This is a genomic window from Paenarthrobacter sp. NPDC090517 (assembly GCF_044769165.1).
Lineage (GTDB): Bacteria > Actinomycetota > Actinomycetes > Actinomycetales > Micrococcaceae > Arthrobacter.
In genome coordinates this window covers 1023964-1038346 of the sequence record NZ_JBIVXN010000001.1, presented here as the reverse complement: position 1 = coordinate 1038346, position 14383 = coordinate 1023964, and the positions used below count along the sequence as shown (strand labels likewise).

Annotated in this window: 18 protein-coding genes; 9 read left to right on the top strand and 9 right to left on the bottom strand. The window is 59.8% G+C overall.

Features of this window, described 5'->3' with window-relative positions; genetic code table 11:
• Nucleotides 1-84 precede the first annotated feature (84 nt).
• From ACIQTW_RS04795 to truA, 8 genes are all read left to right on the top strand, one after another.
• Complete coding sequence (locus tag ACIQTW_RS04795) at nucleotides 85-1158, top strand: P1 family peptidase (RefSeq protein WP_402934275.1); 1074 nt, start codon at nucleotides 85-87, stop codon at nucleotides 1156-1158.
• Between the two features lie 195 nt (nucleotides 1159-1353).
• Nucleotides 1354-1575, top strand: a complete 222-nt coding sequence (gene infA, locus ACIQTW_RS04790) for a translation initiation factor IF-1 (RefSeq protein ID WP_011775571.1) — start codon at nucleotides 1354-1356, stop codon at nucleotides 1573-1575.
• 72 nt (nucleotides 1576-1647) lie between these two features.
• Complete coding sequence (gene rpmJ / locus ACIQTW_RS04785; RefSeq protein ID WP_011775570.1) at nucleotides 1648-1761, top strand: 50S ribosomal protein L36; 114 nt, start codon at nucleotides 1648-1650, stop codon at nucleotides 1759-1761.
• Nucleotides 1762-1956: 195 nt separating this feature from the next.
• Complete coding sequence (gene rpsM, locus ACIQTW_RS04780; RefSeq protein ID WP_011775569.1) at nucleotides 1957-2334, top strand: 30S ribosomal protein S13; 378 nt, start codon at nucleotides 1957-1959, stop codon at nucleotides 2332-2334.
• 51 nt (nucleotides 2335-2385) lie between these two features.
• Nucleotides 2386-2787, top strand: a complete 402-nt coding sequence (gene rpsK, locus ACIQTW_RS04775; RefSeq protein ID WP_014922380.1) for a 30S ribosomal protein S11 — start codon at nucleotides 2386-2388, stop codon at nucleotides 2785-2787.
• 147 nt (nucleotides 2788-2934) lie between these two features.
• Nucleotides 2935-3945, top strand: a complete 1011-nt coding sequence (locus tag ACIQTW_RS04770; protein ID WP_011775567.1) for a DNA-directed RNA polymerase subunit alpha — start codon at nucleotides 2935-2937, stop codon at nucleotides 3943-3945.
• Nucleotides 3946-4011: 66 nt separating this feature from the next.
• Nucleotides 4012-4572, top strand: a complete 561-nt coding sequence (rplQ, locus tag ACIQTW_RS04765) for a 50S ribosomal protein L17 (RefSeq protein ID WP_402934272.1) — start codon at nucleotides 4012-4014, stop codon at nucleotides 4570-4572.
• A 32-nt stretch (nucleotides 4573-4604) separates the two neighbouring features.
• Nucleotides 4605-5495, top strand: a complete 891-nt coding sequence (gene truA / locus ACIQTW_RS04760) for a tRNA pseudouridine(38-40) synthase TruA (RefSeq protein ID WP_402934269.1) — start codon at nucleotides 4605-4607, stop codon at nucleotides 5493-5495.
• 155 nt (nucleotides 5496-5650) lie between these two features.
• Here truA and ACIQTW_RS04755 read toward each other — a convergent pair whose 3' ends face one another.
• The 9 genes from ACIQTW_RS04755 to ACIQTW_RS04715 all read right to left on the bottom strand — a co-directional run bounded on the left by ACIQTW_RS04755 (nucleotide 5651) and on the right by ACIQTW_RS04715 (nucleotide 13635).
• A complete protein-coding gene (locus ACIQTW_RS04755; protein WP_402934267.1) occupies nucleotides 5651-6529 on the bottom strand; it encodes a type II secretion system F family protein in 879 nt (292 codons plus the stop codon).
• A gap of 10 nt (nucleotides 6530-6539) precedes the next feature.
• On the bottom strand, nucleotides 6540-7481 hold the full coding sequence (locus tag ACIQTW_RS04750; protein ID WP_402934265.1) for a type II secretion system F family protein: 942 nt from the start codon (nucleotides 7479-7481) through the stop codon (nucleotides 6540-6542).
• 2 nt (nucleotides 7482-7483) lie between these two features.
• The gene (locus ACIQTW_RS04745) at nucleotides 7484-8926 is read right to left on the bottom strand and encodes a CpaF family protein (protein ID WP_402934262.1); all 1443 of its coding nucleotides are present in this window, start codon (nucleotides 8924-8926) and stop codon (nucleotides 7484-7486) included.
• A complete protein-coding gene (locus ACIQTW_RS04740; RefSeq protein WP_402934260.1) occupies nucleotides 8923-10119 on the bottom strand; it encodes a CpaE family protein in 1197 nt (398 codons plus the stop codon). Before ACIQTW_RS04740 ends, ACIQTW_RS04745 begins: the two co-directional genes overlap by 4 nt.
• A complete protein-coding gene (locus ACIQTW_RS04735; RefSeq protein ID WP_402934258.1) occupies nucleotides 10116-10883 on the bottom strand; it encodes a Flp pilus assembly protein CpaB in 768 nt (255 codons plus the stop codon). Before ACIQTW_RS04735 ends, ACIQTW_RS04740 begins: the two co-directional genes overlap by 4 nt.
• Before the next feature lie 51 nt (nucleotides 10884-10934).
• Nucleotides 10935-11966: a pilus assembly protein TadG-related protein gene (locus ACIQTW_RS04730; protein WP_402934256.1), complete on the bottom strand. Its 1032-nt coding sequence runs from the start codon at nucleotides 11964-11966 to the stop codon at nucleotides 10935-10937.
• Nucleotides 11966-12373, bottom strand: a complete 408-nt coding sequence (locus tag ACIQTW_RS04725; protein ID WP_402934253.1) for a TadE/TadG family type IV pilus assembly protein — start codon at nucleotides 12371-12373, stop codon at nucleotides 11966-11968. The genes ACIQTW_RS04730 and ACIQTW_RS04725 overlap by 1 nt, the downstream gene beginning before the upstream one ends.
• 103 nt (nucleotides 12374-12476) lie before the next feature.
• Complete coding sequence (locus ACIQTW_RS04720; RefSeq protein WP_402934250.1) at nucleotides 12477-12665, bottom strand: Flp family type IVb pilin; 189 nt, start codon at nucleotides 12663-12665, stop codon at nucleotides 12477-12479.
• 325 nt (nucleotides 12666-12990) lie between these two features.
• Nucleotides 12991-13635: a prepilin peptidase gene (locus tag ACIQTW_RS04715; protein WP_402934249.1), complete on the bottom strand. Its 645-nt coding sequence runs from the start codon at nucleotides 13633-13635 to the stop codon at nucleotides 12991-12993.
• Nucleotides 13636-13922: 287 nt separating this feature from the next.
• Between ACIQTW_RS04715 and rplM the strand changes: the two genes are divergently transcribed.
• Nucleotides 13923-14366 (top strand): 50S ribosomal protein L13, encoded by a 444-nt coding sequence (gene rplM / locus ACIQTW_RS04710; RefSeq protein ID WP_011775554.1) that lies wholly within the window; start codon nucleotides 13923-13925, stop codon nucleotides 14364-14366.
• Nucleotides 14367-14383 lie beyond the last annotated feature (17 nt).

The following is a 14383-nucleotide window of genomic DNA, read 5'->3' as shown; positions in this document are numbered from 1 at the left end:
GTGGGCCCACCTTGGACCCGCGCTGCCGGGTCACCGCCCGGCTGGCCTTGGAGGCGGGGAGCGTGGCAGGTGGAGAATGGAGCCATGAATTCGATCACCGATGTTGCTGGCATACGGGTTGGGCATGTGCAGAAGGTGGGGGAGGGATGGTTGTCCGGGGTTACTGTGGTGCTCCCTCCCGTGGGGACTGTGGGGTCCGTGGATGTGCGTGGCGGGGGTCCGGGGACACACGAGACGGATGCCCTGGATCCGACAACGCTGGTTTCCACTGTGGACGCCGTGGTGCTGACTGGGGGAAGCGCCTTTGGACTGGCCACCGCGGGTGGGGCGCAGTTGTGGTGTGAGGACAAGGGAAGGGGGTTTGCTGTTCCCGGGACGGTGGTTCCCATCGTGCCGGCAGCCGCCATCTTCGACCTCGGACGCGGCGGCGACGTCACGGCGCGTCCAGGCGCCGACATGGGGTACCAGGCCGCCGCCGCAGCCTTCAACTCAGGCGAGCATGCCGCCGTCGCGCGTGGAAACGTGGGTGCCGGGACCGGGGCCGTTGTTTCGCGCGGACAGTTCAAGGGCGGGATCGGTACGTCGTCCATCACTCTTGAAGGCGGGGTGATCGTTGGAGCCATTGCGGTGGTGAACGCGATGGGGGCGCCGGTGTTTGGTCCTGCGGACCTGCAGCCCTCTGCGCGCTCGGTCGTGCCGCCCCAACGGCCCCCTAACCTCGCAAGCTCGGCCAGGGATCCCGGCCGTCGTGGGCCCACCTTAGACGCGCGCCGCCGGGCCCCAGGCCCGCAGCATCAGCCGGGTGCGCCGTTCGCGGCGCCGCCGCAAGGGCTCAATACGACACTCGTCGTGATCGCTACGAATGCCGTACTCGACGTGGCTGAGTGCAAGCGGACCGCCAGTGCCGGGCATGCCGGGCTGGCCAGGGCCTTGGATCCGTCCCATACTTTGGCGGACGGTGACACCGTGTTCGCTTTGGCGACCGGCGGCGTCGGGCTTGACCGCAGTACTGAACAGGAGCGGCAAGTCTCCCTGATAACGCTCCAAAGCGCCGCTGCGGAAGCCGTCCGGCTGGCGATTCTGGATGGCGTCCTTGCCGCCGAAAGCGTCTCGACGCCGGCAGGTGACTTCCCCGCCTATCAGCCAACGGGGGAGTGACGGCTGGAGGCAGGTGCGCTACCATAGACGGATTTAACTTTCCGGCCGCATTGGCGTAGAGTTATTTGTTGGTTGTCTGTGCAGCCACGCCCTTTTTAGTGTCGTGGTTCCAAGAGGGCCAAGCAAACAAAAAACGTCCGCTGGATCTTCGGTGCCTAACTGGAGGACGGCGGCAAACAACAGTTAGCGGAGGATATGGCCAAGAAGGACGGGGTCATTGAGATCGAGGGCGTTGTGACTGAGGCGCTGCCCAATGCGATGTTTCGTGTTGAGCTCACCAATAAGCACGTCGTTCTCGCACACATCTCTGGGAAGATGCGACAGCACTACATTCGAATCCTCCCCGAGGACCGGGTAGTGGTGGAGCTGAGCCCATACGACCTCACACGTGGTCGTATCGTCTACCGCTACAAGTAAATTGCTGGGCGGCAAGGCAATAGTGCCTAAGCCGCTCCAGCAGATCAACTGCAAAACACGCAAAGGAACGCCATGAAGGTCAAGCCGAGCGTCAAGCAGATCTGCGACAAGTGCAAAGTGATCCGCCGTAACGGCCGGGTCATGGTGATCTGCGAGAACCCGCGCCACAAGCAGCGCCAGGGCTAATTCCCCTTCGGGAATCAGCGTCCGCAAGGACAAACCTGGGCTGCTAGCCCACGCAAGTAAATAAAGGCAGCACAAGCTGTGCCAGGACTGCATTACAGAGCCTGGTCAGCGAACCCCCGGTCGGAGGCTGGGGCCACACTGAACGTGTGGGTGTACTGCCTACGACCTCCGGTTTATTCAAGGAGTACTGCCACTATGGCTCGTCTCGCTGGCGTAGACATTCCCCGCGAAAAGCGGTTGGAAATTGCGCTTACTTACATCTACGGCGTGGGCAAGACCCGTGCACACGAAACCCTGGCTGCCACCGGCATCAGCGCTGACGTTCGCGTCAAGGACCTGACTGACGCCGAGCTGGTCCAGCTGCGTGACTACATTGAAGGCAACTACAAGGTTGAGGGTGACCTTCGCCGCGAGGTAGCCGCTGACATCCGCCGCAAGGTAGAGATCGGCAGCTACGAAGGCCTGCGCCACCGCAAGGGCCTGCCCGTACGCGGACAGCGTACGAAGACCAACGCTCGTACCCGCAAGGGCCCGAAGCGCACCGTCGCCGGCAAGAAGAAGGCCGGACGTTAATCCCTCGGGATTGATCCGGTTTTCCCCCGATAACTTTCTGTAGGAGAAACAATGCCCCCGAAGACTCGTGGAGCGGTTCGTAAGCCGCGTCGCAAGGATAAGAAGAATATTGCGCTTGGCCAGGCGCACATCAAGAGCACCTTTAACAACACCATCGTGTCCATCACGGACCCGAACGGTGCTGTAATCTCATGGGCTTCCGCCGGTGAGGTTGGCTTCAAGGGCTCCCGTAAGTCCACCCCGTTCGCTGCCCAGATGGCTGCCGAAGCTGCTGCAAAGCGCGCTCAGGAGCACGGTCTGCGCAAGGTTGACGTATTCGTCAAGGGCCCGGGATCCGGACGCGAAACCGCAATCCGTTCGCTTCAGGCCGCAGGCCTCGAGGTTGGCTCCATCCAGGACGTCACCCCCAGCGCCCACAACGGTTGCCGCCCGCCGAAGCGCCGCCGCGTCTAATTAGGTCTTCCCCGCCTGACTGGCCGGGCCTGCTATGGATGATTTCTCATCCATCAGCATGGCCCGGCTGGTCAGGCTGGAAACCGAAGCCGATTTCCACCACCTGTGTTGCGTCATATAGCGGATGCTCGCCGAAAGGAAACCTAAGTGCTCATTGCACAGCGCCCCACCCTGTCTGAAGAAGTTGTATCCGAGAACCGCTCCCGTTTCATCATTGAACCGCTGGAGCCGGGCTTCGGCTACACCCTCGGAAACTCCCTCCGCCGTACCCTGCTCTCCTCCATCCCCGGTGCTGCTGTAACCAGCATCCGGATCGATGGCGTGCTGCACGAGTTCACCACGGTTCCGGGTGTAAAGGAAGATGTCACCGAGATCATCCTGAACATCAAGAACCTTTCGGTTTCCTCCGAGCACGATGAGCCGGTTGTTGCTTACCTGCGCAAGCAGGGCCCCGGAGTCGTCACCGCCGCGGACATCGCTCCGCCGGCCGGCGTCGAATTCCACAACCCGGATCTGCACATTGCCACACTGAACTCGAAGGGCAAGTTCGAACTCGAACTGACCATCGAGCGCGGCCGTGGCTACGTTTCGGCAGCTCAGAACAAGTCCGGCGACTCCGAGATCGGCCGTATTCCGGTTGACTCGATCTACTCGCCGGTCATGAAGGTAACTTTCCGCGTGGAAGCTACCCGTGTTGAGCAGCGCACCGACTTCGACAAGCTCATTGTCGACGTCGAGACCAAGCAGGCCATCGCCCCGCGCGATGCTGTTGCTTCCGCAGGCACCACCTTGGTGGAACTGTTCGGTCTGGCTCGTGAGCTGAACACCGCAGCTGAAGGTATCGAGATTGGCCCGTCGCCGACGGACGCTGCCCTGGCAGCGGACATGGCTCTGCCGATCGAGGATCTGGACCTCACCGTCCGTTCCTACAACTGCCTCAAGCGTGAGGGCATCCACACCGTGGGTGAACTCGTTGCCCGCTCCGAGGCTGACCTGATGGACATTCGTAACTTCGGTGCGAAGTCCATTGACGAGGTCAAGGCAAAGCTCGTCGAACTGGGTCTGTCCCTCAAGGACTCCCCTCCCGGTTTCGATCTCGCAGCCCGCGCCGCAGCCATCGAAGAGGACGACGCCGCGTTCAGCGACGACGAGCTCTAAACAGCAGATCTTGGCCGCCGGGTCCAGCGATGGACCTGACCGGCTTACATAACAGGAGAAATAACTATGCCTACCCCCACTAAGGGTCCGCGCCTCGGAGGCGGCCCGGCTCACGAGCGCCTGATGCTCGCGAACCTGGCAGCTGCTCTTTTTGAGCACAAGCGCATCACCACCACGGTCACCAAGGCCAAGCGCCTTAAGCCGTACGCAGAGCGTCTGGTCACCTTCGCCAAGCGTGGCGACCTCGCTTCCCGCCGCCGCGTTCTCGGCCTGATCAGCGACAAGGGCGTTGTCCACGAGCTGTTCACCGACATCGCCGGCGCCGTTGCTAACCGCGATGGTGGCTACACCCGCATCACCAAGATCGGCAACCGCAAGGGCGACAACGCTCCCATGGCTGTCATCGAGCTCGTTCTCGAGCCGGTTTCCCCGAAGCAGGCCGTTGTTGCTGAAGCAACCGCAGCCGCTGCCAAGGCTGCTCCGGCTGCCGAGGAAGAGGTCGTTGAGACCGAAGCTGCAGAGACCGAAGCCGCTGAAACCGAAGAGGCTCCGGCCGCTGAGGCAGAAGCTACTGAAGCTGAAGCTGCTGAGACCGAAGAGGCTCCGGCCGCTGAGGACAAGAAGTAATTCACTGAATTCTTCACAGTAGACTTAAGTCTATGAACGAACGAAAACCCGCTGCCCCCGTTTTGGGGGGCGGCGGGTTTTTGCGTGTCCGGCTTGATCTTTCCTACGACGGCGGCCCCTTCAATGGGTGGGCCCTGCAGCCCGGGCTTCGGACGGTTCAGGGTGCTTTGGAAGAAGCCTTGGCGCTCCTGCTGCAACGGCCGATCCGCGTGACGGTTGCCGGCCGGACCGACGCCGGCGTCCACGCCCGGGGCCAGGTAGTTCATCTTGACCTGACCGAAGCCGAGTGGCTGTCACTGCCGCGTGGGCACGAACTCGATCCCGGCGTCGCGCTCCTGCGGCGGCTCCGCGGCGCTTTGAGTCGGATTCTCGGCGACCTGACCGGTGCTATTGAAGTGCACGACGCCGGTCTGGCGCCGGAAGGGTTCGACGCCCGTTTTTCTGCGTTGTGGCGGAGGTACAGTTATCGAATTGCTGACGGTCCTGAACGCTGGGACCCGGTTCTGCGGGGGATTACCTTGTGGCATAAGGCGCCTTTGAAGGTGGAGCTCATGAACGAAGGGGCTCATTCGTTGCTGGGGCTCCAGGATTTCCGTTCTTACTGCAAACCCCGCGAGGGAGCCACGACCATCCGCGAGCTGCAGCAGTTCTCGTTTGCTCGTGGAAGCGACGACGTTATTGTTGCCACCGTTCAGGCCGATGCGTTCTGCCACAACATGGTGCGGTCCTTGGTAGGTTCTGCCTTGCGCGTGGGGGAGGGCCTGGAAACTCCGGCCTGGCTGTACTCGCGGCTCCTGGAACGAAGGCGCGATGCCAAGTCTGTGCTCGCGGCGCCACATCCGTTGGTGCTCGAAGAAGTTGCCTACCCGTCCAACAGCGAGTTGCTGGCTCGTGCCGAGCTGACTCGGGCGCGGCGCGAGTAGCCAGCTCAGGTTCTGATGATGGACCTTGGCCGGACGTGGGAGGACCCCCCGACGTGGGAGGACCCCCTCCCGGTTCTGGGTACCGGAAGAGGGCCGCTGTGGCCGTCCGTGGTCTGGGATCCGCGAACGGCCGGTCTATTTCCCGAGGGCCAAGATCAGCCGAAGGCCTGCATGATCTTGATGACCGCCGGACCCAGAAGGACTATGAACAGCACCGGGAAGATGCAGAACAAGAGGGGAAAGAGTACTTTAACCGGCAACTTCATCGCCCGCTCTTCCGCGCTTTGCTTGCGCTTGACACGGGCTTGCTTGGCTTGGGCACGGAGCACATTGGCTATACCGATGCCGTATTTATCCGCTTGGATGACCGCAAGGACAAAGCTACGAATGTCAGGGACGGCGCACCGTTCAGCCAAGGCCTCATAGGACTCCTGTCTTGGACGTCCCACTTGGATGTCCTGCAGTGTCCGCATCAGTTCCTGGGGAAGCGGGCCTGACCCTTGCAACGCCGCCCGTTCCATGGCCGACTCGAAACCAAGGCCCGCCTCGACCGAAATCAGCATTTGATCAAGAGTGTTCGGAAATTCGAGCTTGATAGCTTCTTGCCGCTTGATCCCCGTGTTGTAGATCAGGAGGTCGGGGATGAAATACAGAAACACTGTCAGGAAAAGGCCCAGTCCTACCATTCCCGGTCCGGGCCTGAGAAGAAACAAGAACACTCCACCCAGCGCTCCTGCCAGCGCCAGGGCCGGCTTTAGGGCGACAAGCTTAGTCAACGGCATCGAGATAGGGCGCCCGGCCAGGGCGAGCCAATGATCCAATTTGGCTTCATAGCTACCTGGCGTCAGCTTCCGGGCAACGCCCAGTAGGAGCGGTGGGCGTTGTACGTTCACGCCGGTGCCTTGGGCAAAGCCTGAACCGAGGTTGCTTTGGATGGCAACGATGCCTTTTCGGTCGATGCTGATTAAGGACCAAGCGAAGTACGCGAGGGGCAGCACGATGAGGGCGATGATGAGCCACACCATGGGAGTCATTTCGGTCCTCCTAGAACTTGATCTTTACTGTGCGGCTCATCCAGAAGCCGCCGACGACGAACAGGAGCGCACTGATCACTACCAAGGCAATGCCTACTGGGTGTTCAGCAAAGAGTCTCATGTAGCCGGGGTTCAGCGCTGACATGAAGACCCCTACCGCAACGGGAAGAATCATCAGGACCACCGCTGACATCTTGCCTTCAGCGCTAAGGGCACGAACATGCCCTTTGATTTCGCTGCGCTCCCGGATAGTCCCGGCAACCTGCTCCAAGACCTCGGCCAGGTCGCCGCCCACCTCGCGGTTGATCTGGATGGCCTGCCCAATCCAACTGAAGTCTTCGCTATCCATGCGTGTTGCGCAGTCTTCGATGGCTTGCCGTGCGTCTTTGCCGATCCTTACCTCGTTGACGATGCGGCTCAGCTCTTCCGATGTCGGCGCCTGTGCCTCCTTGGCTGCCGCTTCCAAGGACCTCATGATGCTGTGTCCGACACGTAACCCGCCAATCAACATCTGGATGGTGTCCGTGAGCTGCAGCTCGAATTTGGCGCGTCGTTTCTGAGTCCTCATCACCAACACCACTTTCGCTATGAAAGGTGCCGCGACTGCCAAAAGTATCCCCATGAAGAGGCTGATGAGGAGCGTTCCGAGGACCGCCGCGACTACGGCGCTGGCGATGACCAGGACTGTGAAGTCTGCGGGGGCCTGTTTCATCCCGGCCAGGTAGAGGACCTCCCTGTTGAAGGGACCTCCCGAGCGACCGAGCGCAGTATCCATGAACTGCACGGCTGTTCCGGAGACCCGACCCACAGCTGAATTGTCGTGCGGCGTTTCCAGCCGGCGGCGCTCGATGGGGATGTTGCCGTTTCGTGGTTTCAGGACAAAGACAAACATTATGATGATGGCCGCCATGCAGAATCCGATGGCAATGACGAAGGGGGCTGGAGAGTCCATAGCTACCGCCTACCGATCGTTTGCGGAACCGCCCCAAAGGTCGCCGGCGATACCTGGATGCCAAGCTCTGCAAACCGGTCGAGGAAACGAGGCCGGATCCCGGTTGGTACTGCCTTGCCCATGAACCGGCCTTGAGCGTCCAAGCCCGCGGAGTAATCGAACAGGAAGGAATCCTGCAATGTCACGACATCGCCCTCCATGCCCTGCACTTCCGTCACATGCGTGACACGCCGGCTACCATCGCGCAAGCGGGTTACTTGGACAATGAGATCAACAGCTGAAGAAACCTGTTCCCGGATGGCGCGAAGCGGGAGATCCATTCCGGCCATCAATACCAAGGTTTCCAATCTGGCAATCGCGTCCCTGGGAGAGTTGGCGTGAACCGTAGACAGAGAGCCATCGTGGCCGGTATTCATGGCCTGGAGCATGTCCAAAGATTCACCACCGCGGACCTCGCCTACGATGATCCGATCAGGCCGCATGCGGAGCGAGTTTCGCACCAGGTCGCGGATAGAGATCGCACCCCTTCCCTCAATATTTGGAGGACGGCTTTCCAACCTAACGACGTGGCGCTGTTGGAGTTGCAACTCCACAGCGTCTTCAATCGTGATGATTCGGTCAGACTCCGGGATGAAGGAAGATAAGACGTTGAGCAGTGTCGTCTTTCCAGTGCCCGTACCGCCTGAGATGATCACATTCAGCCGGGCCCGGACGCACGCGCTCAACAATTCAGCCATCTCTTGGCTCATGGAGCCCCACTCAATGAGGTTCTTGACCGTCAGGGGAACGTGGCTGAATTTCCTGATGGTGAGTGATGGGCCGTTGACCGCCAGTGGAGGGATGATCGCGTTGACGCGGGATCCGTCTTCCAGACGGGCATCAACAAGTGGCGAAGACTCGTCAATGCGGCGTCCGACCTTGGAAACGATCCGTTCGATGACCTTTCTCAAATGGTCGTCAGAGCTGAACGTCAGCTCAGTCAAAGTCAAGTGTCCATGACGCTCCACGTAGATCTGGTCGTACCGGTTGACCATAACCTCGGTGATTGACGGGTCTTCCAACAAACGCTGCAGCGGTCCGAAGCCCATGACTTCATCCGCGATCTCCCGGATGAGCCGTCGGCGTTCCTCTGGGGTCAGCGGTACCTGCTCATCGTCAATAACGGCCGATAGTTCATCGACGGCAAAAGACCGCAGGTCCTCTTCAGATGACGACGGGTCGCCAATGCGGTTTCCGATGCGCTCAAACAGGGCTGAAGCAGCACGTTGTTTTAGGCCGGCCAGTGCGTCCACAGCGGGAGTGACGGGCACTCCGCCAAAAAGCGGAGTTGCACTTGAAGGTGCGTTATTCCAGTCGCCGTTAGTTGCCGTATTCTCAGAATGTGAATCCGCTGAACCAGCAACAGCCAGCGGGTTGTTCTTTGAGAGCCTCTCTGACAGCTTCATGACACCACCACCCTCCGGTGCAGCTTGTTCTGCGGGGTCGATTCCAACCGCGGATCGAAACGCTGAACAAGCTTTCGAAGGCCCTTAATGGCGGAATCCCGGGCGGTACCTTGCAAGACAGGAATCCCCCGATTCGTAGAGTAGGGGAGCGTCCGTGAACGGGGAATTACCGTGTCTATGGGTACCCCGATGGTGGCCTCCACGTCCTGGACGGAAAGTCCGCTCTTCCTGTCCGCAAAGTTCAAGACGGTATGCCGGCCTTGTGGCAAAAGCTGGAGTTCCTTCAGCACGCTGAAGCACTTCCGGAGTCCCCTGATGCTGGGCACATCCATACCGCAGACCCAGACGCCGTCTGTGGCCAGCTCCAAAGTCGCCAGGCAGTGTTCGCCAAGACCCGGTGCAGTGTCCACTACTACGTACTTGAATTCCGTCGCCAGCTGGTTAAGGAGCCGAGTTACGTGATCGGCAGTGATGTAGTCCGAATCGGAGGGCTTTTGTGGGGCGCAGAGGGCATAGATGCCAGCCGGGTGGACCGTCAGGAATGCCTTAAGAACCATTGAGTCCTGGGCCGCTGATCCGTGGACCGCCTCCGTGATGGAGTGTTCCGGCTCAAGCATCAGACCCGAAGCGACATCCCCGAACTGCAGATCGAGGTCGACAATGACCACACTCATGGGTGCAAGCGTCGCCAGGCCGATAGCAAGGTTGGTAGCTACGGTTGTCTTACCGACACCCCCTTTCGGAGACATGACGGCAATGACCCGCCCACGCTCTTGGCCGGACTCAGTGGCCTGCATTCCGCGCCGCCTGCTGGCGGAAGCCAAGCATGCACGCTCGAGCAGTACGCGGAGTTCGTTGATATCGGCTTCGGGAGCAACCACGTCCCTGATTCCTGCGTGCATGGCCTTCAAGACGATGTCCGTGCTGGGCTCCGCCACCATCAGCAGGCTTATTTCCGGGTACTGAAGATCAATGACCGTGGCCAACTTGAAGGCATCGTCAGGATGAACCCCCGGGCCGAGGATTATGACCTCGGGCGGAGCTCCGGTCAGCTGCTTGAAAATATCATCTGTGCCAGCTTGCAGCACAGCCGGTGGCAGTGTTTGAAGATCCCCATGCAGGGCCCCGGTGATGGCCTGGCGTATGCGCCCTTCAAAATCACGAACTGCGGTGATGGCTATGAAGCGACTCATTGGACCAGCCCTCCGAAAGTAGTTGTTGGAGGATCGGACTTGACGGTCTTATCGGTCTGCTTTGACAGCCACAGTGTGCCGAACTCAGCGCCGAAGACCATCTCGGTGGCGTTCGCGTCGCTCAGGGCTACCGTGACGTAGGCTGACCCGTTGGGGAGAGCGACGCCCTTTTCAGCTCCGGCCGACTTTTCTGCGTCAGGGGCGGCTTGCTGGACGGCGGTAACCAGGACGTCGTGATACAAGAGTTCCGTGAAGTCTTTCCAGCCGGTCAAAGTCGCTGGCAGATTGGCTCCTGCTGGGACAGCTTCGTCCAGCTTGAAGGAGGCAAAGACCGTTACGGTGTCTCCAGCCTCGATCCGGCCACCCAGCATGCGCTCAGGGGTAAGAACAAACGTCGCTTCTTGCAGGCCGTCCGGCACAGGAACAGTGCCCGGGGCCAGCTCTTTGGGGCTGACCAACTTAACTCCCAGCAACTGTTCGCCCGGCTGGAGGTCCGCAGAGGTGACTTTGCCCTTTTGGTCATTCAACGCGTTGATGGTGCCTGGCGCGACTGCCGACTGCGGCAGGGTTTCGACGCTGAGCTTCGATTGAATTTCTTCAGCCTTGGAGCCGGCGGGAATACGTTCCTTGACCACAAGGACATTTACGGGATCAAGCCCTTGCTGCGCCCGCTTGTCGGCTCCCTGTACATAGGTAACCAACAAAACGGTGCCGATGACTGCTAAAAGCAGTGCTGCAATGCCTCCCAGTAGGCGTGTTTTCACTTTCTACTCCTTTGAGTTTCGTGAGTTCGTGAGCAGACACTCTTTGAGTGACTACTCGGTGAGCAGGACCACCGAAGCCCCATAATTGGGAATACCTCCGGTAACTTGCATGCCCTCTTCGAGGGACACAAAGCGTGAGAAAAATCCTTGGATTCCACGGCAATTTCCCGTGCAGCCAGGAGCCAGAGGATCGAGCACGGCCCCAGAGCCGCTGAACTTGTATCCGGTGACCTGGAATGCTGCGAAACCGACAAGTGTGTACTCCGCATTGGAACCGTTGCCTGTCGCGGCGCTGAATAGCGGGATGAGCGCAGGTTCGTCCATGATTGTGGCCAATGCGGCATTGCATGCAGCCGCGTTCGGGAAGTGATTACCGGTTTGTCCATCGACAGTCGCGTCCAGATCGATGTTGGTGGAGCAACCGGAATTGGTGACGAGCCAACCAAAGCCGCCGGGTTGGTAGCCGTTCTGTGCGGCACACCCAGGGACTGTGGGCGCGTTCTCGTCGTAGCGCAGGAGGAGATGAGTCGGAATAGGGTCGCCAGTGAAGTTCCCTGTTGAATTCAGGGAGGCGAGTTGGGCGGGGGAGAGGGACTTCTTGAAAACGCACTCGCTCACGGTCCAAGGCAGAGTAGTGGCCGAGGAAGGAGCTCCCCAGGAAGCTTCAGCTGTGGCAGCAACACTCGCGGTGTCGAAGCCTATGGACTGTGCGAAGAAGAGTGAAAGGCTGTTTTGCCCCGAAGTGTCCCTGGCATTGGTTACCACCCGCACTGTGGTGGCGGCAGGAAATGTAACGACAGCGCCGCTGGTGTTGTCGTTGGCGTTGTCATTGGCGAATTGGTTTCCCGTAGAGGTGCTGCTTCCACAGCTGCCGCCGGCACAGTCGGTTGCGATTGCCAGGGCTGCTGCATCTGCGCCGTTCTGCAGTTGAGCCTTCTCTGCGTAGATAGCTCCCACATCCACCGCCAAAGCGGCAAATCCGAGGAGGACCACCATGAGACCTGCAACGATGACTGTCGATGCGCCGCGTTCGTGGTCTGATCTGGCGTCACCCTTGGCCCGGACAGAATGCCAGACGTTCATTAGCCGCCGCATCTCATCACCCCGACTCCTGTCAGGTTAAGGGGGAAGATGCCGGATCCGCCGAAGAAACCGGCATCCAGAAATCCAGTCATTGACGGCAAGGAAACACTGGTAGTCACTTCGACATTGGATCCGGGTGCACAGCTGGAAGCATTGTCTGCGACGGTGACGCCCAGGCCGTCCAGTGCCGGCGCGCCAGCCAAGGCTGCGCTTGAGACGTCGAGGCTTCCATCCTGGTAATGCACTGCTGCGTGGCGTGCTCCTTCGCGGGCAGCCTGGGTGAGGGAAACCTGGACATTGTAGGCACGCCCAAACTCCATAATTCCAAACAGGATTAGCAGCAAGAGCGGCAATATTATGGCCAACTCAACGGCTGCGGCTCCACGCTCATTCGTTTTGGATTTCACTTCCGTCTCCCGGTCCCAGATTCAAAAGAGTGTGATCTTAACGAGACGGGTTGGTCGTGGTTGCCGGACGACAACCGCGACCAACCGCATCAGAGGGCCAGCGCTAGGGGATGATGGTGCCGAAGAGTGCCGACACCCGCCCGCCGAGTGCGAGGGCTGCAGCGCCTACGATGAGTGCGATGGAGGCGACCATGATGCCGTATTCAACCATCGTGGCGCCCTTCTCCTCCTTGGTGAAGCGGTCCTTGACGCCGGCGATGTACGAAGTGATGGTGAACATAAAAGCAGACATTGGAAAATCCTTCCCAGAAAAATATTTGCGAATTGGGTTATAGGTCCAGCAAATTATCGGAATTTGCATTTGTACGTTTCCCGAACTACCCCCATGTTTCCTTTAGCGGCTCGGAATTCGATGAGATAAGAATTCACCCTGGGCGGTCAGATGAACAATGCGTAGTTGTACTCGAATTCCTGATGGGCAAGATCGCGGACACCCGAGCGGGGCGAGGGGAGTACTTGATTTTGGGCGCTCGGAAGGAAGGACGCTACTTGGTTTTGACAGCAGCCTTAGGAAAACCGCGTCAAACGGCGGTCTTGGAAGAGCCGAATGAAGAGGGCTACTGGAGTACCAGAATGACGCCCAGGGCGGCGGTGAACATTGCTGGGCCGTGTGCCGTTTCTCGTAGTTTTCCTGCGCGTCGCAAGCGCAACATCAGCACCGTGAGCACCCCGCCCACCACAAAGCCCAGTAGTCCCCCGAAGAGTACTTGCTCCCAACCCAAGTACCCCAAGTACAGTCCGAGGGGTGCGGCGAGCTTCACGTCACCCATTCCGAGGCTTCCCGGCGAAATAAGTCCCAGAATTAAGTAGCCTGCGAAGAGGGTTGCGCCTCCCGAGAGGGCTCGAAGCAGCTCAGGCCAGCCCGGCGTGAGGGCCGCGGAGCCCAGGAGAAGCACCAATCCGCCCCCGAGTAAAAGCAAAATCAGGGCGTTGGGCAGTAGGTGGAGGGTGAAATCAATCCTTGAAAGCTGAACACCAAGCAATGCCAATAAAAGAAATGCCGGCAACTCCGGAGAGAACCCAAAACGCCACGTTAGTACGCCAAACAGCAGCGCGGTGAGCGCCGCCGTCGTGATCCTGACCTTAGTGGCAGGGATGCCGCCGAGCCGCGGCAGCGTACGTGCGATCACGAGCTCAGTAGCCGGGCTGAGCAATAAGCCTAAGAGCGCAGCAAGGAGCGGGATGACGAGGCCATCGGTCATGTACTGCCCTCTCTGAAGTGCGCTACCCCTGGGGGTGGTTACCCCATTTTGACCCGGACGCCCTCAAGACGGTATTGTTTAGAGTCGTTGTGCGTGTCCTATCTCGATGACACATGCCTTCCGGGGGATCCAGTTGCAGGATCGCTAACTCCTGAGGCATTTCGAGATCCTGGGATAACTGGTACATAGAGCCCTCACCTCTGCTCCGGTAGCGCATACATAGTAGGTGCACGCCTTATTGCGTGCCGCCTAAAACATGAACGCCAGAACAAGAACGAGGCAAAACCGTGCGTACGTACACCCCGAAGCCCGGCGATATCAACCGCCAGTGGCACGTCATTGACGCCACCGACGTTGTCCTTGGTCGTCTTGCCAGCCAGACCGCAACACTGCTGCGCGGAAAGCACAAGCCGACCTTTGCGTCCCACATGGACATGGGCGACTTCGTCATCATCATCAACGCTGAAAAGGTTGCCCTCACCGGCGCCAAGCTGGAGCAGAAGCGCGCATACCGCCACTCCGGTTACCCGGGCGGCCTGACCTCCGTCAACTACGCCGAGCTGTTGGAATCCAACCCGGTTCGCGCTGTTGAGAAGGCCATCAAGGGCATGCTCCCCAAGAACTCCCTCGCCGCTCAGCAGCTGGGCAAGCTCAAGGTCTACGCAGGCCCCGAGCACCCCCACGCTGCCCAGCAGCCGAAGACTTTCGAAATCACCCAGGTCGCCCAGTAGTCCTGGCCACCAACCAA

Coding starts and splice junctions, on each gene's coding strand:
- ACIQTW_RS04795 (WP_402934275.1), top strand. CDS start 85: ATGAATTCGATCACCGATGTTGCTGGCATACGGGTTGGGCATGTGCAG.
- infA (WP_011775571.1), top strand. CDS start 1,354: ATGGCCAAGAAGGACGGGGTCATTGAGATCGAGGGCGTTGTGACTGAG.
- rpmJ (WP_011775570.1), top strand. CDS start 1,648: ATGAAGGTCAAGCCGAGCGTCAAGCAGATCTGCGACAAGTGCAAAGTG.
- rpsM (WP_011775569.1), top strand. CDS start 1,957: ATGGCTCGTCTCGCTGGCGTAGACATTCCCCGCGAAAAGCGGTTGGAA.
- rpsK (WP_014922380.1), top strand. CDS start 2,386: ATGCCCCCGAAGACTCGTGGAGCGGTTCGTAAGCCGCGTCGCAAGGAT.
- rplQ (WP_402934272.1), top strand. CDS start 4,012: ATGCCTACCCCCACTAAGGGTCCGCGCCTCGGAGGCGGCCCGGCTCAC.
- truA (WP_402934269.1), top strand. CDS start 4,605: ATGAACGAACGAAAACCCGCTGCCCCCGTTTTGGGGGGCGGCGGGTTT.
- ACIQTW_RS04755 (WP_402934267.1), bottom strand. CDS start 6,529: ATGACTCCCATGGTGTGGCTCATCATCGCCCTCATCGTGCTGCCCCTC.
- ACIQTW_RS04750 (WP_402934265.1), bottom strand. CDS start 7,481: ATGGACTCTCCAGCCCCCTTCGTCATTGCCATCGGATTCTGCATGGCG.
- ACIQTW_RS04745 (WP_402934262.1), bottom strand. CDS start 8,926: ATGAAGCTGTCAGAGAGGCTCTCAAAGAACAACCCGCTGGCTGTTGCT.
- ACIQTW_RS04740 (WP_402934260.1), bottom strand. CDS start 10,119: ATGAGTCGCTTCATAGCCATCACCGCAGTTCGTGATTTTGAAGGGCGC.
- ACIQTW_RS04730 (WP_402934256.1), bottom strand. CDS start 11,966: ATGAACGTCTGGCATTCTGTCCGGGCCAAGGGTGACGCCAGATCAGAC.
- ACIQTW_RS04720 (WP_402934250.1), bottom strand. CDS start 12,665: ATGTCTGCTTTTATGTTCACCATCACTTCGTACATCGCCGGCGTCAAG.
- ACIQTW_RS04715 (WP_402934249.1), bottom strand. CDS start 13,635: ATGACCGATGGCCTCGTCATCCCGCTCCTTGCTGCGCTCTTAGGCTTA.